Source organism: Lawsonibacter faecis, from assembly GCF_014287675.1.
GTDB classification, from domain to species: Bacteria; Bacillota; Clostridia; order Oscillospirales; family Oscillospiraceae; genus Pseudoflavonifractor; species Pseudoflavonifractor faecis.
Genome location: NZ_JACOPQ010000004.1, coordinates 315,642 through 333,564 on the forward strand (window position 1 = coordinate 315,642; position 17,923 = coordinate 333,564).

17 protein-coding genes are annotated in these 17,923 nt (G+C 64.0%); 6 read left to right on the forward strand and 11 right to left on the reverse strand.

What is annotated here, in order from left to right; translation table 11 throughout:
- Positions 1–4 precede the first annotated feature (4 nt).
- From H8S62_RS07250 to miaB, 10 genes are all read right to left on the reverse strand, one after another.
- The gene (locus tag H8S62_RS07250; protein WP_186918881.1) at positions 5–712 is read right to left on the reverse strand and encodes a YggS family pyridoxal phosphate-dependent enzyme; all 708 of its coding nucleotides are present in this window, start codon (positions 710–712) and stop codon (positions 5–7) included.
- 118 nt (positions 713–830) lie between these two features.
- Positions 831–2,087, reverse strand: coding sequence for a biotin/lipoyl attachment domain-containing protein (locus H8S62_RS07255; protein ID WP_186918882.1), 1,257 nt, complete (start codon positions 2,085–2,087; stop codon positions 831–833).
- Between the two features lie 291 nt (positions 2,088–2,378).
- The gene (locus tag H8S62_RS18675) at positions 2,379–2,492 is read right to left on the reverse strand and encodes an RNA chaperone Hfq (protein ID WP_243142390.1); all 114 of its coding nucleotides are present in this window, start codon (positions 2,490–2,492) and stop codon (positions 2,379–2,381) included.
- A 98-nt stretch (positions 2,493–2,590) separates the two neighbouring features.
- On the reverse strand, positions 2,591–2,704 hold the full coding sequence (locus H8S62_RS18680; protein ID WP_279234170.1) for an RNA chaperone Hfq: 114 nt from the start codon (positions 2,702–2,704) through the stop codon (positions 2,591–2,593).
- Between the two features lie 98 nt (positions 2,705–2,802).
- A complete protein-coding gene (hfq, locus tag H8S62_RS07270) occupies positions 2,803–3,030 on the reverse strand; it encodes an RNA chaperone Hfq (protein WP_155152156.1) in 228 nt (75 codons plus the stop codon).
- A 53-nt stretch (positions 3,031–3,083) separates the two neighbouring features.
- Positions 3,084–4,028, reverse strand: coding sequence for a tRNA (adenosine(37)-N6)-dimethylallyltransferase MiaA (gene miaA / locus H8S62_RS07275; protein WP_155152154.1), 945 nt, complete (start codon positions 4,026–4,028; stop codon positions 3,084–3,086).
- Positions 4,029–4,235: 207 nt separating this feature from the next.
- Positions 4,236–6,221: a DNA mismatch repair endonuclease MutL gene (mutL, locus tag H8S62_RS07280; RefSeq protein ID WP_186918883.1), complete on the reverse strand. Its 1,986-nt coding sequence runs from the start codon at positions 6,219–6,221 to the stop codon at positions 4,236–4,238.
- A gap of 94 nt (positions 6,222–6,315) precedes the next feature.
- On the reverse strand, positions 6,316–7,008 hold the full coding sequence (locus tag H8S62_RS07285) for a CPBP family intramembrane glutamic endopeptidase (RefSeq protein ID WP_243141824.1): 693 nt from the start codon (positions 7,006–7,008) through the stop codon (positions 6,316–6,318).
- A 17-nt stretch (positions 7,009–7,025) separates the two neighbouring features.
- A complete protein-coding gene (gene mutS / locus H8S62_RS07290) occupies positions 7,026–9,629 on the reverse strand; it encodes a DNA mismatch repair protein MutS (protein WP_186918884.1) in 2,604 nt (867 codons plus the stop codon).
- A gap of 100 nt (positions 9,630–9,729) precedes the next feature.
- Entirely contained in the window at positions 9,730–11,145 is a 1,416-nt protein-coding gene (gene miaB / locus H8S62_RS07295) for a tRNA (N6-isopentenyl adenosine(37)-C2)-methylthiotransferase MiaB (RefSeq protein ID WP_186918885.1), read from the reverse strand.
- 448 nt (positions 11,146–11,593) lie between these two features.
- Here miaB and H8S62_RS07300 point away from each other — a divergent pair, with 448 nt between their 5' ends.
- The 6 genes from H8S62_RS07300 (at position 11,594) to H8S62_RS07325 (ending at position 17,156) form a co-directional block, all read left to right on the forward strand.
- Positions 11,594–12,661 (forward strand): alanine racemase, encoded by a 1,068-nt coding sequence (locus H8S62_RS07300; protein ID WP_155151860.1) that lies wholly within the window; start codon positions 11,594–11,596, stop codon positions 12,659–12,661.
- 76 nt (positions 12,662–12,737) lie between these two features.
- Entirely contained in the window at positions 12,738–13,199 is a 462-nt protein-coding gene (gene dtd / locus H8S62_RS07305) for a D-aminoacyl-tRNA deacylase (RefSeq protein ID WP_155151857.1), read from the forward strand.
- A 74-nt stretch (positions 13,200–13,273) separates the two neighbouring features.
- A complete protein-coding gene (locus H8S62_RS07310) occupies positions 13,274–13,876 on the forward strand; it encodes an MBL fold metallo-hydrolase (protein WP_155151854.1) in 603 nt (200 codons plus the stop codon).
- A complete protein-coding gene (hemZ, locus tag H8S62_RS07315) occupies positions 13,873–15,360 on the forward strand; it encodes a coproporphyrinogen dehydrogenase HemZ (RefSeq protein ID WP_155151852.1) in 1,488 nt (495 codons plus the stop codon). Before H8S62_RS07310 ends, hemZ begins: the two co-directional genes overlap by 4 nt.
- 3 nt (positions 15,361–15,363) lie before the next feature.
- Positions 15,364–16,302 (forward strand): uridine kinase family protein, encoded by a 939-nt coding sequence (locus tag H8S62_RS07320; protein ID WP_186918886.1) that lies wholly within the window; start codon positions 15,364–15,366, stop codon positions 16,300–16,302.
- Between the two features lie 29 nt (positions 16,303–16,331).
- Complete coding sequence (locus H8S62_RS07325; protein ID WP_186918887.1) at positions 16,332–17,156, forward strand: Mrp/NBP35 family ATP-binding protein; 825 nt, start codon at positions 16,332–16,334, stop codon at positions 17,154–17,156.
- 334 nt (positions 17,157–17,490) lie between these two features.
- Here H8S62_RS07325 and H8S62_RS07330 read toward each other — a convergent pair whose 3' ends face one another.
- Positions 17,491–17,922 carry a hypothetical protein gene (locus H8S62_RS07330; protein WP_186918903.1) on the reverse strand — a complete coding sequence of 144 codons (432 nt, stop codon included), beginning with the start codon at positions 17,920–17,922 and terminating at the stop codon, positions 17,491–17,493.
- Between the last annotated feature and the right edge of the window lies 1 nt (position 17,923).

A 17,923-nucleotide genomic window follows, 5' to 3' on the forward strand; every position in this document is an offset into this window, starting at 1 on the left:
CAGACTACGCCTGTCCCATAGGGGGCCGGGGGCCGAACAGGGCGGTGCCCACCCGAACCAGGGTGGCACCCTCCCGCACAGCGTCCTCGTAGTCGCCGCTCATGCCCATGGAAAGACAGTCTATATCAGATACATTATCATCCAAAGCGGTTCTTATGTCAACAAAAAGGTGGCGCATTTCTGCAAAAAAATGACGGTTTTCTCCCGGCTCCCCGGCGGCGGGGGGGATCGCCATGAGCCCACGCAGGCGAATATGGGGCAGTGCGGCGGCTTTCCGGGCCAGGGGCAGGAGCGCCGCCTGGCTTACGCCGCTTTTGGACGCCTCACCGCCGATGTTGACCTCCAGCAGAATATCCTGGACGATGTCCAGCTTGGCGGCCTGGATCTCGACGGCGTCCAGCAGGTGCTCGGAGCCCACCGACTCAATCATATCCACCCGGCCCACCACCTGCCTGACCTTGTTGGTCTGGAGGTGGCCGATGAAGTGGAGCCGCGCGCCGTCGTAGGCGTACCGGGAGAGCTTCTCGGCCATCTCCTGGACCCGGTTCTCCCCGCAGATGGCGACACCGGCTGCAATGGCCTCCCGCACGGTCTCGGCGGTCTGGACCTTGGTGGCGGCCACCAGCGTAATCTCCCCTGGATCGCGGCCCGCCTCGCGGGCGGCGGCGGCGATATTGGCCTTCACCTTTGCAACGTTTTCTGCAATAGACATTAAAACACCCCCGAATAAAAGAAAAAATGACAGCAAAGCCAGCATCATTATAGCATGATACACGCGCGGCAGCTTCTGAATGTGACCAAACGTGCCTGCAGGGGCCGTTTCTTCCGGTTTACTGCCTGACGACCTTCCCGTCGTACAGCCCCTCGGCGGAGATGATAATCTCGTCGCCGGGTCGGAGGGCCTTTTTCGCGCCCTCCTTGTCCTCCACGCTGGTGGCGCTGACCAGGGGCTGAATCAGATAGTAGTCATCGTCCTCCCCCACCACGGTGATGGGCTTGAACTCCGCCTGGGCGCCGACCACCGCGTATACGCCCCACTGGCCGGACTCGTTTTGATAGAGGGCGTTTTTGGGCACCCGGATGCCCGTGACGCTGGAGAAGACGATATCCACCGTCTGCCGGCGGAGCAAAGTGGTGTCCGAGAGGTGCTGGGTGGTGGAGAGGACCACCGCCACCCGCCCGTTTTCCGGGGCGCTGATGCGCTCCACGGTCATGTTTACCTCTCCCGACCAGTCCCGGGAGAAACGCACGTCCACCGCCCAGCCCTCCACCAGGCGCTTGGCCTGGTCCTCGGGCAGGACGCAGACGAAATACCAGCGGGAGCTGGTGATCAGCTTGCCCACGGTGTTCGACTCGGGCTTCACGGACTCCCCGGCGAGCTTGTCCAGCGTGGAGGGGGTCAGGGTCTCCAGGGCGGCGGGGGTGAGGAGCGCCTCGTACCCGTCCACCAGCCCGGAAAAGATGCCGGAACGGTCGGTATAGACGGCGGAGGTATCCAGGGAGGATTTGCTCTGAAGATTGTTGATGTCCTCCGTCAGCTTGGCGATTTGAGCCTGGAGGGCGGTCAGGTCGCCGCCGGATTCGGAGGTGTAGTCCCGCTTGTAGACCAGGCCCTTCAGCTCCATGGCGCTGTCCTCCAGGCCTGTAAAGTCCCGGCGGGACACCGAGGCGCGCAGGCCGGCAAGCTGCTGCATAATCTCCTTGGTGAGCTTGGCGTTGTCCGAGAGGTCGTCGGTGCGGCCCAGAGAGTACTCCAGCTGCTCCTTTTCCAGCGTCAGGGTGCGGATATCCTGCTTGCGCTCCAGGGCGTCGGCGCTCTGGTAGAGGTAGGCCACCGTCTGCCCCACGGATACCTTCTCCCCCTCCGCGGGCAGCACGTCGGCCAGCGCCGAGCGGGCGGGGAGCACATACTCGTCCCTGGCCAGGAAGCCCGTGGCCTCCTGGAGATCGTCCAGGGTATAGGAGTAGGAGGTCACGGTGGTGATGCGCCCCGTAAAGCCCTGCCAGGCCGACACGATAAGATAGATCATCAGCGCGGCAAAGAGGACCAGCATGACAATTCGGTTGACGATGGTGCCCTGTTTCATAATAGCCTCCGGGAGAGCGGGAAGTGGGTGAGGACGGGGGGCGGGACGGGCGAGCGGGCCGCAGAGCCTGAAGAATAAGAGGCGGGGAGTTGTTATCATCAGATTTTGCGGGGTGCACGGCGCGATACCCCCTCGGAGAGCGGAGGGGGGATCGCGCCGGCATACGGTCCGGCGCGTATCCAGGGGGAACGGGGTTCCCCCTGGAGGGCGCGGCCGGAATTCCACATTTTTCGCTGAAAATGTCAGCGCCCAGTGCTTGAACGCCGCAATTGCGGCGGAGACGGCAAGCCGCTATTCAGCCTCGTTGAGCACAATGGGCTGTTCAGGGACAATGGTGGAAATCGCGTGCTTATAAATCATCTGCTGCTTGCCCGCCCGGCCGGAGCCGGGCGGGGACCCTGTCAATTAGATCTGCCGCGGCAACTGAATTGCCCCGGCATCAAGGTTTTGAGCTGCGGGTCAAAACGCTTGAACGCCGCATTTGCGGCGGAGACGGCAAGCAGCTATTCAGCCTCGTTGAGCACAATGGGCTGTTCGGGGACAATGGTGGAAATCGCGTGCTTATAAATCATCTGCTGCTTGCCCGCCCGGCTGAAGCCGGGCGGGGACCCTGTCAATTAGATCTGCCGCGGCAACTGAATTGCCCCGGCATCAAGGTTTTGACCTGCGGGTCAAAACGCTTATACGCCGCATTTGCGGCGGAGACGGCAAGCAGCTATTCAGCCTCGTTGAGCACAATGGGCTGTTCGGGGACAATGGTGGAAATCGCGTGCTTATAAATCATCTGCTGCTTGCCGTCGGTGGTGAGAAAAACCACAAATGCGTCAAAGCCGGTGACCCGTCCCCGGAGCTGGTAGCCGTTCATCAGGAAAAAGGTGACGTTGAGGCGGTTCTGGCGGGCCTTGGCGAGAAACTGGTCCTGGAGGTTGTTGGTCTTCTGCATAATATGTACATTCCTTTCTCTCTCATGGGGACGTTTCGTCCCATGGAATGCACCTATAGTAAACCAAAATCTTCCATATATGCCGTCGAATTTTGTAGGGCATTTGCAAAATTTGGTATTTTGTCCCAGTTCATCCACCGGACGGCCTTGTCCCGCCGGAACCAGGTGAGCTGACGCTTGGCGTACTGCCGGGAGCGGAGCTTGATTTCTCCGGCGGCCGCGGCGGCGCTCCGGCCCTCCCGCAGGGCGGCGGCCATCTCCTTGTACCCGATGGCCTGCATGGCCGTGCACCGCTCGGGAATGCCCTCGGCCAGCAGGGCGCGGACCTCCGCCTCCAGTCCGGCGTCCATCATTTCGTCCACACGAGCATCGATCCGCGCCCAGAGGTCGGCCCGGTCGGCGAAGTTGAGGCCCAGCTTCAGCGCGTCGTAGCGGGGGGGCAGGGCCTGGGTCTCCAGATTGTGGGCTGTGATGGTTTTGCCCGTCTCATACCAGACCTCCAGGGCCCGGATAATCCGCTTCTCATCGTTGGGGTGGAGCCGGGCGGCGGCCTCGGGGTCGATTTTCTCAAGCTCCGCGCGCAGGGGGGAGAGGCCCTCTGCGGCGGCAATGGCCTGGAGCCTGGCGCGGTGGCCGCTCTCGGGCGTAAAAGAGGCGAAGGTGCGGCCGGAGAGCAGAGAGTCGACGTACAGCCCGGTGCCTCCCGCCACGATGGGGAGCTTTCCCCGGGCCAGAATATCGTCCACGCAGGCCGCGGCGGCCTCTACATACCGGGCAACGGAGTAGTCCTCTCCGGGCTCGGCCACGTCCAGCATATGGTGGGGGACGCCGCGGGTCTCCGCCAATGCGGGCTTGGCGGTGCCGATATCCATGCGGCGGTAAATCTGCATGGAGTCGGCGGAGACCACCTCGCCGCCGTGGCGGAGGGCCAGCTCAACGGCCAGCCTTGTTTTGCCTGAGGCCGTGGGGCCGCAGACCACTAAAATTTTGGGAGACATGGGGCCACACCCTTCGGCTGCTGCACAAAAGACACTCCCGGTTGCTGCATCAAAGGTTTTGATGTCTTATCATTATGCTTTCGTGCCTGCCGGTTTTGTTCACTGGGCAATTCTTTTTGAAACATAAAAATCTCTCCTGCCGATTCAGGTATTCTCCCATGGGCTGTTTCTCAAATAAAAACCAATGCCCCAATGGCGCTGCGGCCGTTACGCCCGCTTGAACTGCTTCTCCAGCTGTCCTCGGGTCAGCTCAATGGCCACCGGGCGGCCATGGGGACAGTATTTGACCTCCCCGCGCATAACCGCGCCTGCCACCCGCTCCAGCTCCTCGGCACCGTTCTTCTGGCCGCCCTTGATGGCGGCCTTGCAGGCCATGGTGTGCATCAGCTCGTCACGGGCCGCGTCAGGGTCCGCCCGGCCGGTGGTGAGGAGCTTCCCGGCGATCTCGCCCAGGGTGGCCTCAATGTCCGCGGCGTCCACGTCGTAGGGGGCCTGGCGGACAAGGATGGCCCCGCCGCCGAAATCCTCGGCGTCGAAGCCGAACTCAGCCAGGAGAGGCAGGCTCTGCAGGAGGATTTCCCCCTCCTCGGCGGGGGGCGTGAAGACCGCCGGAACCAGCAGCGTCTGGACCATGGGCCGGTAGCCCGCGGCCTTCAGCTTGTCAAAGTTCATCCGCTCATGGGCGGCGTGCTTGTCAATCAAGAGGACCGTCTCCCCCTGCTCCACGATGATGTAGGTGTCCAGCACCTCCCCCGCGATGCGCCAGGGGGGAATTTCCTCCACAGGTGCGGGTGCGCAGCGCGGGCCGACGGGTTCGGCGGCCTCTGCGGGAGTGTCGGGAACCGGGTCCGGGACGGGGGACGGGGCGACCGGCTGCCACGCCGCCCGGGGCGGCTCGCCATGGCCCTGCGGGGGGACGTGGGCCGCTGGGCGGGGGCCGGCAGCCGGATCCGGTGCGGCGGGCGCGGGGACTCCGGCAGGGGCTTCCCGGGCGGCCGGTTTCGGGGCCGTGAAGTCGTGCAGGGGCAGCTTGGGGGCCGGACGCTCAGCCCGGGGAAAGGCCGGGCGGGAGGCGGGGGACGCCGTCGTTCGGTATTCCTCCGCCGTCATGTGGGTAAAGGTGGTCTGATTGGGTGTGACGGTGTCCTCCCTCGCCGGGGGGACCAGTCTCCCCGCGCCCCCCACCTCGGCCTGGGGCCGGGTATGGTCCCGCTCCAGGGTGGAGAGGACGGCGTAGTACACCGCGTCAAAGACCTTCCGGTCGCTGGAAAACTTGACCTCCTGCTTGGTGGGGTGGACGTTCACGTCCACGGCGCTGAGCCGGGTGGTCAGGTGGAGGACGCAGCCGGGGAATTTGCCCACCATCTTCTGGTTTTTGTAGGCCTCCTCCAGCGCCGCCATCATGGTGCGGCTCTTGACATAGCGGCCGTTGACAAAAAAATGCTGATAGCCCCTGGTTCCGCGGCAGCAGGCGGGCAGGGACGCAAAGCCGGTGACGGACATATCCTCCCCCGAGCCCTTGACGGGCACAAAGCCCAGGGCCAGGTCCCGGCCGAAGACGCTGTAGACCGCGCTCCGAAGCTGCCCGTCGCCGGGGGTGAGCAGCTCCTGTTTGCCGTCCCGCAGAAATTTGACCGACACCTCCGGGTGGGCCAGGGCCAGCCGCTGCACGGCGGCGAAGACGGCGGCCCCCTCGGCGGAGTCCTTCTTGACGAATTTGAGTCGGGCGGGGGTGTTGTAGAAGAGATCCCGCACCACCATTGTGGTTCCGGCGGGACAGCCCGCCTCCTCCCGGCTCACCACCGTGCCGCCCTCCAGGGAGAGGGCTGTGCCCAGGGGCGCGCCGGGGGTGCGGGTCAGCAGGTCGATGCGGGAGACGGCGGCGATGGCGGCCAGAGCCTCGCCCCGGAAGCCCAGGGTGCCGATGGCCTCCAGGTCGTGTTCATCCCGAATTTTACTGGTGGCGTGGCGGAGAAAGGCGGTCTCCGCGTCGTCCGCGGCAATGCCGCAGCCGTCGTCGGTGACCCGGATGAGAGCCATGCCGCCGTTTTGAATTTCCACCGTCAGGGCGGCGGCCCCGGCGTCAATGGCGTTTTCTGCCAGCTCCTTCACCACGCTGGCGGGCCGCTCCACCACCTCGCCGGCGGCAATCAGGTCGGCGACGTGGGAATCTAATTGTTGGATATGGGGCATAGAAAACCTGCTTTCTAAGTACGCGGCGGCAAGGGTTCTGCCCTTGCCTTAGCCGGAGCATCGGCTGCAGGGGGCGGCCTCGTGCCGCCCCGGGTCAGTGCACGATGCTGAAGAGCATAAAGCCGTTGATGGTCATATGGAGGGCCACGGCGCTCCATATGGAGCCGCCGTTGTCGTAGCACCAGGCCAAGGCCAGGGACATGGGCAGGTACTGGATAAACAGCAGCAGATAGGCCGGGTCGCCAATCTCCAGGGCGTACCGCCACACGCAGGCCAGGGCATAGACCAGCACGGAGACCACATAGGCCAGCGGACGGCTGTACTGCCGCAGACTGCCGAAGACCAGGCCCCGGAAGAGGGTCTCCTCAATCAGGGGGATGAGGACCACCAGCAGCACGGCAGTGGCGACCGGAGAGATGGCAAATTCCTGGAGGTACTGCATCTCCGAGGGGTTTTGCACCGGGTAGGGGATGAGCGTCACAAGAAAGTGGAGCAGCCCCGCTCCGGCAAGACCGGTCACAAAGGCAAAGGCGTTTTCGGGCAGCCAGTCCACCAGCAGGGAAAAACCGTGTCGCAGAAAGGTCCAGAAGACCAGCAGGGCCAGGGCGAAGAGGAGCACGTAATAGACCACGTTGGCCTCGGCCACCGGGGCCTCCCCCTCCCCCATCAGCAGCCGCTGGGCCCAGGCGTTCAGGTAGGGAAACACCAGCAGGTACAACGCGAAGAAGACCCACCCGCGCCTGCGCTCCGAGTCGGTCATCTGGGGCCTCCATTTGTGTCGTACCATCGCACAGCCCTCCTCGGCTACAGCTTCTGCTTCAGCTCAAAAATCAAGTTCATGGCCTCGATGGGCGTCAGGATGTTCACATCCACCAGCCGCAGCCTTTCCGCCACCTCGGCGGCGCCCATGTCCAGCATGGAGAGCTGGTCGTCGGCCCGGGCGGCGGGCGGGTTGGCGCAGGCGCCCTCGCCCCGCTCCAGCTCCTCCAGAATGTCCCGGGCGCGGGAGATGACCCGCTCCGGCACCCCGGCCAGCTTGGCCACCTCGATGCCGTAGCTCTGGTCGGCCCCGCCCCGGACGATTTTCCGCAGAAAGATAATATCGTCCTTCCGCTTCTTGGCGGCGATGTTGTAGTTCTTCACGCCGGGGATTTGGCCTTCCAGGCAGGTGATCTCGTGGTAATGGGTGGCAAAGAGGGTCTTGGCCCCCAGGCGGCGCTTGTCGGCGCAGTACTCCATCACCGCCCGGGCGATGGACATGCCGTCATAGGTGCTGGTGCCCCGGCCGATTTCGTCCAGGATGAGGAGGCTCTTGGACGTGGCGTTTTTTAGAAGCTCCGCCACCTCGGTCATCTCCACCATAAAGGTGGAGGCCCCGGCGCTCAAATCGTCGGACGCGCCGATGCGGGTGAACACCCGGTCCACAATGCCGATGCGGGCGGCTTTGGCGGGAACGAAGGAGCCCATCTGGGCCATAAGGCAGATGAGGGCCACCTGGCGCATATAGGTGGATTTGCCGGCCATGTTGGGGCCGGTGATGATGCAGACCTGGTTCTCGCCGTTGTCCATCCGGGTGTCGTTGGGCACAAAGAGGGTCGATTTCAGCATCTTCTCCACCACGGGATGGCGGCCCTCGGTGATCTCAATCCTGTCCGAGAGGTCCACCTGGGGCATGCAGTACTGGTTGGCCGCGGCCACTGCGGCGAAGGAGGTCAGCACGTCCAGGCAGGCCACCGCCTGGGCGGAGCGCTGGATCTCACGCACCCGCCCGGCGGTCAGCTCACGGACCTGGGTGAAGAGCTCGTATTCCAGGGCCACGATTTTGTCCTGGGCGGACAGAATCGTGTGCTCCATGTCCTTGAGTTCCTGGGTGATGTAGCGCTCGCAATTAGCGAGGGTCTGCTTGCGGATATAGGTGTCGGGCACCAGATCGTAATTGGACTTGGACACCTCGATATAGTAGCCGAATACCTTGTTGTAGCCCACCTTCATGCCCTTGATGCCGGTCTTCTCCTTCTCCCGGGACTCAATGGCGGCCACCATGCCCTTGCCGTTTTGCATGATGTCCCGCAGGTAGTCCACGTCGGCGTTGTACCCCGCCCTGATAAAGCCGCCCTCCCGGACGGAGAAGGGGGGCTCGTCGTCGATGGCGCTGCCGATGAGGGTGCGCAAATCCTCGAGATCGTCCAGTTCCTCCCGCAGGGAGGTCAGCATGGCGGACTGGAAGGGCGCCAGCAGCTCCCGCAGGGCGGGGAGCTTCCCCAGCCCGGCGGCGAGGGCGACCAGATCCCGGCCGCCGGCGGTGCCGTAGACGATTCTTCCGATAAGACGCTCCAGGTCGGTGATCTCCCGGAGACACAGGGCGATCTCCTCCCGGGCGATGGAATGCTCCGTCAGGTCCTTCACCGCCGAGAGGCGGCGGTTGATGGCCACCGGGGATAGCAGCGGCTGCTCCAGCCAGGCCCGGATGAGCCGGTGGCCCATTGCGGTGCGGGTCTTGTCCAGCACCCAGAGGAGGCTGCCCTTCTTCTCCTTGCCCCGGAGGGTCTCGGTGAGCTCCAGGGTCCGCCGGGCGGTCAAATCCAGCTCCATGTAGGGCCGCTGGTCGCCGGAGCTGAGGGTCAGGGCGGCGATGTGGGAGAGGTCGGTCTTCTGGGTCTCATAGAGGTAGGAGAGCAGTCCCCCCGCGGCCTGGCGGGCCAGCCGGGCGCCGTCGTCGGTCTCAGCCGGAAGCGCGGGGACGTTTTTGTGAAGGGTTTCGTCCGCCGTCTCGGGGCGGAAGCGGGCTTCCCCGCCGTTCTCGCAGCGGCAGTCCAGCTTCTTTTTGAGAAAATCGGTGAGGGCCTCGTCGGAAAACGCGGCGTCGGAGAGGACGGCCTCCCGGGGCCGGTAGGCGCCGAGAACATTCAGAAGGTGCTCCATCCTGTCCGCCCCCCGGAAGGGGGTGGCGGTGAATTCACCGGTGGAGATGTCGCAGAAGCTGAGGCCCAGGCCCGCGGAGTCCTCATATATGGCGCAGATGTAGTTGTTGCGGCCCTCCTCCAGCATGGAGGAGTCGATGACCGTGCCCGGGGTGATGACCCGGATGATGTCCCGCTCCACGATGCCCTTGGCCAGGGCAGGGTCCTCCATCTGCTCACAGATGGCCACCTTGTACCCCTTGGCGATGAGCCGGGCGATATACGCGTCGGCGCTGTGGTAGGGCACGCCGCACATGGGGGTGCGCTCCTCGGCGGGCTTGCCCCGGTCCCGGCTGGTGAGGGTGAGGTCCAGCTCCTTGGAGGCCACCTGGGCGTCCTCGTTGAACATCTCGTAAAAATCCCCCAGGCGGAAGAAGAGCAGGCAGTCCGGGTGGAGTTCCTTCATGCGGAGGTATTGGCGCATCATGGGCGTGGTGTCAGCGGGCATGGCCGTGCGCTCCTTTTCTCTCTAAATTGCGGAGTCAATATCCTCCCGCCACCAGGCGGGGTTGTTTTCGATGTAGGTCCAAATCCTTTGGAAATCCCGCTCATTCCACAACTTCTCCAAACAGCGCCCAGGTGGAGCAGCCGGTGATCTTGAGATCGGTATAGGCCCCGATGAGGGCCTTGTCCCCGGTAAAGTGGACCAGGCGGTTTCCGGCGGTGCGGGCGGTGAGGTTATTGCGGGGGTCCTCCCCCTCGCCGTCCACCAGGCAGCGCAGGACCTTGCCCACGTAGGCCTGGTGCTTCTCCAGGGAGATGGCGTTTTGCAGATCCACCAGCCGCTGGAAGTTGGCGGACTTCTCCTCCTTGCTCATGGGGTCGGGCATTCTGGCCGCGGGCGTGCCCTCCCGGGGGGAGTAGATGAAGGTGAAGAGTGCGTCGAACCGGACCTCCTCCAGGACTTTGAGCGTGTCCTCAAATTCCTCGGTGGTCTCGCCGGGGAAGCCCACAATCACATCGGACGTCAACACGATATCGGGGATGCGTGAGCGGAGGGCGCGGACCTTTTCCAGATAAGCTTCCCTGGTGTACCGGCGGTTCATGGCCTCCAGCACCCGGTTATTGCCCGCCTGGAAGGGCAGGTGGATGACGGGGGCCACCCTTTCGCAGCTTGCCATGGCGTCGAAGAGCTTCTCCCCCGCGTCCTTGGGATGGCTGGTCATAAAGCGGATCAAGAAGTCGCCGGGGACGGCGTTCACCCGCTTCAAAAGATCGGCGAAGTCGATATCCTCCTCCAGATCCCTGCCGTAGGAGTTGACATTCTGCCCCAGGAGGGTGATGTCCCTGTACCCCGCCGCCGCCAGCTCCTTCACCTCGGCCAGAATGGCCTCCGGGCTGCGGGAGCGCTCCCGGCCCCGGACGTAGGGGACGATGCAGTAGGAGCAGAAATTGTTGCACCCGTACATGATGGACACCCAGGCCTTGATGCCGTTTTGCCGCACCACGGGGATGCCCTCTGCGATGCTTCCGGGGTCGTCCGCCGTCTCGAAGATGCGGCCCCGCCGCGTCTGAATCCGCCAGAGGAACTCGGGGAAGCGCCAAAGCGCGTGGGGGCCGAAGACCAGGTCCACATGCCGGAAGGACTGCCGCAGTTTTTCCGCGACGTGGGGCTCCTGAGCCATGCAGCCGCACAGGCAGATGATCTGGTTGGGGTTTTTCCGCTTGGTGTGGGTCAGCGCGCCCACATTGCCCAGCACCCGCTGCTCGGCGTGCTCCCGGATGGCGCAGGTGTTGATGACGATGACCGCCGCCTCACTCTCGTCCTGGGTGAAAGCATACCCCATCTCTGCCAGATACCCCCGGATACGCTCAGAATCCGCCTCGTTCTGCTGACACCCGTAGGTGTCCACATAGGCCAGGGGAGCCCGGTCGAACCGGGCGTTGAGCTCCTTTATTTCGGCGCAGTACGCCCTCTGCCCGGCGATGTCGTCCGGGGAAATCCGTGTCGTCTTCCGCTCCAAAATCGTTCCTCCGTCTAAATGGCTATAAATAAAAAACACCGTTCCACGCTATTTTGATGCGCATACGCCGTCTCCGACGGCGTCAGGCTGTCCCAAAACCCTCCGCAGAGCAGGCCCCGCAGAGCTGCGCCGTCCGCAGACCACGCAATCAAATGAAAATCCGTCATTTCTGGGGACATGCGCCTGAGTAATGACACCTCTCATGACGGATGGGGCGACTTTTTTCCAGGAAATCGAGCCCTGTCCGTTATGCAGTCTTCCGTCAAAGAAGCCCCACGGGGTTACTTTGACAAGCTGCGTTTTTGATAGATTGCCTTAGCAATTTATCAAAAAATTATATCATTACTCTCGGAGAAAAACAAGGGTGAAGCGGCGTTGACGGCATTTATTGAAAGAGGTATAATGTTTCCAAATACCAATCGATAAGCGCGGGAAAGGCGGGAAAGCCATGAAGACCCTGGTGATAGAGAAACAGGCGATCAAGCAGAACGTGGCGGTGATCAAGGAGCGCGCCGGCAGCGCGGTGATCTACGCCGCCCTCACCGGGGACGCCTACGGCGCGGGCCTGGTGGAGATGGCGAAGCTGCTGCGGGACGAGGGCATCGGCCGCTTTGCGGTGGGCTCCGCCAAGGCGGCGGAGGATCTGCGGAAGGCGGGGCTGGTGGAGGAGGAGATCCTCATGCTCCGCTCCACCACCGACCGGGAGGAGCTGGAGCGGCTGGTGGACCTGAACGCGGTGTGCACCATTGGGTCGGTGGACGCGGGGCTGGCCCTCAACGGCCTGGCCGAGAGCCGCTCCACCGTGGTGGAGGCCCACGTCCAGGTGGACACCGGCATGGGGTACGGAGGGTTTCTGGCCGGGGAGCCGGACAAGGTGCTCTCCGTCTATAGAAATTTGCCCAACGTGGCCCTCTCCGGCATCTATACCCAAATCCACTCCGCCAAGCCCGACGGGCGGGACGCCACAGTCCAGATGGGGGAGTTCAACGCCCTGCTGGAGGCCATCCGGGCCGCCGGGTTTGAAACCGGCACGGTCCACGCAGCCGGGTCCTTCGCCCTGCTGCACTACGACTTCGCCCGGATGGACGCGGTGCGCCCCGGCTCGGCGTTCCTGGGCCGGTGCCGCCGGACCAAGGGGGACGGCCTCCAGCGCGTGGGGTACGGCGAGGCCGGCCTGGAGGACGTGCGCTGGCTGCCCCAGGGCCATACCGTGGGCAACGAGGTGCTCATCACCCTCAAGCGTCCCACCCGAGTGGGCATCATCCCCGTGGGCTACCAGAACGGCTTCGGCGTGGCCCGGACCCGGGACTCCGGCCTGACGGCCGCCATCCGCCGCTGGTGGCGGGGGCGGAAGATTACCGTCCGCATCGCCGGGCAGAAGGTGAAGGTCATCGGGCGCATCGGCGCCATGGAGACCCTGGTGGACGTGACCGACATGAAGTGCTCCGCCGGGGACACGGTGCTCTTTGACATCGACCCGCTGTATGCCAAGGGCCTGGCGAGGGAATACCGATAGGCCGGAAGGAAATCAAGGGAACGCGCCGGGCGGCTATCCGCCGTCTACACAAAATGTCTTATCTTCGGAGGTTCTTATGCGCGCAGTCGTCACAAGAGTGAAAAATGCCTCGGTGGAGATCGGGGGCAAGGTCAACGGCCAAATCGGCCAGGGTTTTCTGGTGCTGCTGGGGGTGGGTCCCGCCGACACGGCGGCCCAGGCGGAAAGGCTGGCGGACAAGGTCTGCGGCCTAAGGGTCTTTGAGGACGAGAACGGCAAGATGAATCTGAATCTGGAGGCCGTGGGCGGCGGTCTGCTGGTGATCTCCCAGTTCACCCTCTATGCCGACACCAGGAGCCGGCGGCCCGGGTTCACCGGGGCCGCCAAGCCGGACGTGGCCGTCCCCCTCTATGAGCGGTTCATGGATGCCTGCCGGGAGCGGGGCTTCGCCGTGGAACACGGCGAATTCGGTGCCGATATGCAGGTTTTTTCCCAAAATGACGGACCCGTGACCATTTTGCTCGATACGGACGCCATGCAGGGAGCGGGCGGTTCGTGAGTTGCCCCTATGGGCTGCGCTGAAACGGCACGTCTCCCCGTGCCCCCACAATCAGAAAATTGAGGTATTATTATATGCTGCTCAAACAACTCCTGGTGCCCCCCTTCGGCACCAACTGCTACATTTTCGGCGATGAAGCCGCCAAGCTGGGGGCCATTGTGGACCCCGGCGGGGACGCGCCCGGCATTCTGTCGGCGGTGCAGGACCTGGGGCTGGAGGTGCGCTGGATTTTCCTGACCCACGGCCACTTCGACCACACCGGCGCGGTGGAGGCTCTGCGCAGGGAACTCCCCGGCGTGACGGTCTTCCTCCATCCCGACGACCGCGCCAAGCTGGGCGACGAGCTGATGCCGGCCCTGAGCGGTACGACGGATTACGACGACGGCGACATGGTGGGCGTGGGCGGACTCAACGTGGCGGTGCTCCACACTCCCGGCCACACCCCCGGCGGCGTGACGCTGAAGGTGGGGGACACCCTCTTCACCGGAGATACCCTCTTCAAGGGCTCCATGGGCCGCACCGACCTGCCCGGCGGCAGCTACGAGGCCATCATGGCCTCCCTCAGGCGTCTGGGAGGACTGGAGGGGGACTTCAAGGTCTGCCCGGGCCACGAGGGTCTCTCCACCCTGGCAGACGAGCGGGCGGGGAACTACTATATGCGGGAGGCAGGCACTTGAAGCTGTACCTCCGCGGCCACGACTACAAGTATGCGGCTGAACAGATTATGCTGACCCTCTTCCCCGGTGAGCGGCCCACCTACCCCGAGGAGCCGCCCCAGGCCGGGGAGCTGGCCGCCGTGGTGTCGATTTTCCGGGGAAAGGTGTGGGCCACGGGGAAAACGGTCCTCCACCATCCCGGGGGCGTCTTCTCCGGCGCGTGCCGGGTGCGGATTGACGCCGCCGTCGGCCAAGTGGAGCTGGACCGCGCGCTTCAAAAAGCGCTGAAGCTCTCCTTCTACCGCGCGGCCACGGCTGCCCTGGGCAAGGAACCCCCCTGGGGGGCCCTCACCGGGGTGCGTCCGGTGAAAATCCCCACCAAGGCCCTGCTGCGGGGGGAGTCCCCCGCCAGGGCCGAGGCCGCCCTGCGGGAGACCTACCACGTCACCCCCACCCGTGCGGCGCTGGCCATGGACTGTGCCCGGGCGAGCCTCGCCGCCAGGGCGGGGCTGCGGGCCGACGAGATCTCCCTCTACGTGGGCGTCCCCTTCTGCCCCACCCGCTGCGCCTACTGCTCCTTCGTCTCCGCCGACGTGGGAAAGAGCCTCAAACTGGTGGAGCCGTATCTGGAGGCCCTCTTCCGGGAGGTCGAGGCGGCGGGGGCCCTGCTGTCGCGGGAGCGGCTCTTTGTGCGCACGGTGTATATCGGCGGCGGTACTCCCACCACCCTGTCGGCGGAGCAGCTGTCCGCCCTCATGGGCCGTATCCGGGCCCATATCGATCTCTCCCGCTGCACGGAGTACACGGTGGAGGCCGGCCGGCCCGACACCATCACCGCCGGCAAGCTGGCCGCCATCCGGGAAAACGGGGCGGACCGGGTGTCGGTGAATCCCCAGTCCATGGAGGACGAGGTGCTGGCCGCCATGGGCCGGGCCCACACGGCGGCGGACATTTTGCGGGCCTACGAACTGGTGCGGGAGTCCGGCATCCCGGCGGTCAATATGGACCTGATCGCGGGCCTCCCCAAGGACACACCCAAGGGCTTCCGATATACCCTGGACACCGTCCTGGCCCTGGACCCGGCCAATATCACCGTCCACACCCTGGCCCTCAAAAAGGGCTCCCGCCTGATGAGCGAGGGCGGCTGCCTGCCCAGCGGCGGGGACGTGGCGGACATGCTGGACTACGCCTGGCAGAGACTGCGGGCTGCGGGCTATCTGCCCTACTACCTCTACCGGCAGAAATATATGTCCGGCTCCTTCGAGAATGTGGGCTGGTGCAGGCCGGGGTTTGAAAACCTCTACAATATCTGCATGATGGAGGAGCTGCATACCGTTCTCGCCCTGGGCGGCGGCGGTGTGACCAAGCTGGTTGACAGCGAAAAAGGGCGCATTGAGCGTATTACCGACCCCAAATATCCATATGAATATATCGGCGGAATTGAAAAAATCATTGCCGATAAGGAAAAGCTGGCGGAATTCTACGCCGCGATGGAAAAGAGGTAAGCTATGGCCTATCAGCTGCAGGAGATCAACGACCGCATCCGCGCCGACGCGAAGGGCTTCCTGGAGGAGTGCGATTTCAGCTTTCGCAGGCGTGTGGAGGAGGCGGCGAACCGCATCATCAACCGCACCGCGGAGAGTCCCATCGTACTGCTGTCCGGCCCCTCCGGCTCGGGCAAGACCACCACGGCCCTCAAGCTGGAGGAGGAGCTGGAGCGGCGGGGTATCTCCACCCACACCATCTCCATGGACAACTATTTCAGGACGATGAACCCCAAGACCGCGCCGCGCACCCCCGAGGGGGCCATCGACTACGAGTCTCCCCTGAACCTGGACATGGAGCTTCTGGATGAGACCTTCACCAAGCTCTCCCGCGGCGAGGAGGTCATCATCCCCAAGTTCGAGTTCGCCCGGCAGATGCGCAACGACGCCCGGGGCCGTCCGCTGAAGCTGGCAAAGAACGAGATCGCCATTTTCGAGGGCATCCACGCCCTCAACGACGATATCGCGGGCCGCCATCCGGAAGCCACCAAGCTCTACATCTCCGCCCGCTCCAACGTGTGCGACGGGGACCTGCTCCGTTTCAAGGGCACCTGGATGCGCCTGACACGCCGGGCTGTGCGCGACTTCAACTTCCGCGGCACCGATATCTCCACCACCCTGGATATGTGGGCCGACGTCCGCCGGGGGGAGAAGCTCTATATCTCCCCCTTCAAGAACAAGGCCGACGTCATCATCGACTCCTCCCTGCGATACGAGGTGTCGGTCATGAAAAATTACGCTCTGCCCATGCTGCAGGCCGTCCCCGAGGAGAACCAGCGCCGGGCGGAGCTATTAGACCTCATCGACGCGTTCCAGTGGTTTGAACCCATCGACCCTGAGCTGGTTGCCAGGGATTCCCTTATTCGGGAGTTCATCGGCGGGGGAAGCTATAAATATCACTGATTTTGGATAGGAAAAGGAGATTTTAGAGTATGTCCGACTGTACGCACGACTGCTCCTCCTGCGGCGAGAGCTGCGGGGAGCGCACTCAGCCCCAGAGCCTGCTGGCCCCGGCCAACGCCCTGAGCGACATTAAAAAGGTCATTGCCGTGGTGAGCGGCAAGGGCGGCGTGGGCAAGAGCCTCGTCACATCTTCCCTGGCCGTCGCCATGCGGCGCATGGGCAAGAGGGTGGGCATTCTGGACGCCGACATCACCGGCCCCTCCATTCCCACCGCCTTCAACCTCCACGAGCGGGCCACCGGCACCGACGCGGGCATCAACCCCTCGGTCTCTGAGACCGGCATTGAGGTGATGAGCCTCAACCTCCTGGTGGAGCGGGAGACCGACCCGGTGGTCTGGCGGGGCCCCGTCATCGCGGGCACGGTGAAGCAGTTCTGGACCGATGTGGTCTGGGGCGATCTGGACTATCTTTTCGTGGATATGCCCCCCGGCACCGGCGATGTGCCCCTCACCGTCTTTCAGTCTCTCCCCGTAGACGGCATCATCGTGGTCACCTCCCCTCAGGACCTGGTGAGCATGATTGTCACCAAGGCCGTGAAAATGGCCGAGCTGATGGACATCCCGGTCCTGGGCCTGGTGGAGAACTACAGCTACTTCAAGTGTCCTGACTGCGGAAAGGCCCACGCCATCTTCGGCGAGAGCCATATCGACGAGGTGGCCCACGACCTGGGGCTCAAGGTCCTGGCCCGGCTTCCCATCGACCCCAATGTCGCCGCCGCCTGCGACAACGGCGCCATCGAGAAGTTCGAGCCGAACTACCTGGCTGGCGTGGCCAAGGAGCTGGAGACCCTCTAAAACGGATATCACCGCCCGGAGCTTAAAAGCTCCGGGCGGTGATTCTTGCTGTCATAAATTGCGGCAGAGCGGCCCGTCAAGGACGCTTCACCCTATAGAGGACGGGGGTGCGACCGCCATGAGATGCGCTGCACCCCCGGAGACAGGAGAAGCCGCCCTGCGGGGCGTTCCGACATGGACGATGGAAGCATCCGTGCGGTTGCGATTTACAATGTGGCGGAAAATCCGAGTGGGTATCCCAGAAGTAGGTCTCATGGCATAAAAATGCGCAGCGCCCTCCAAAGCCATTTGGTTCAGGGGGCGCTGCGCTATCCTGTCCATTTAAATACCGGTGTTAAATCACGTGCTCCTCGATGAGCTTGATAAGCTCAAGGGCACTGGAGAACTCCTGCCTGCCCTCTCCGTCCAGCCAGTCCACCATGCCCTGCCAGGAGGCGTTGCGCCGGGAGGTGACGGAGACCTCAAAGGTATACACCAGCCCGTGGGCGTCCGTCACCGTATCGGCGGACATGCCCTCGGACGGGTCGGCGGCGGCCGGAACCGGGTCCTTCCGGCCGGTAAAGCTGCGGGAGCGCTGAAAGGCCTGGGGGAAGTTCTGGGCCTCCAGCACCTCGTCCAGTCGGAGGAGCAGGTTTCCAATATCGGTGAAGGGGATGGGCTCGGTTACCCGCTGACTGTATACCAGACCGGACAGATACCCGCCTCCGGCGTGGTCCACGCACACGCGGAGGGCGGAGCTGGGGGCGTTCAGGTTGGAGAAGGACATG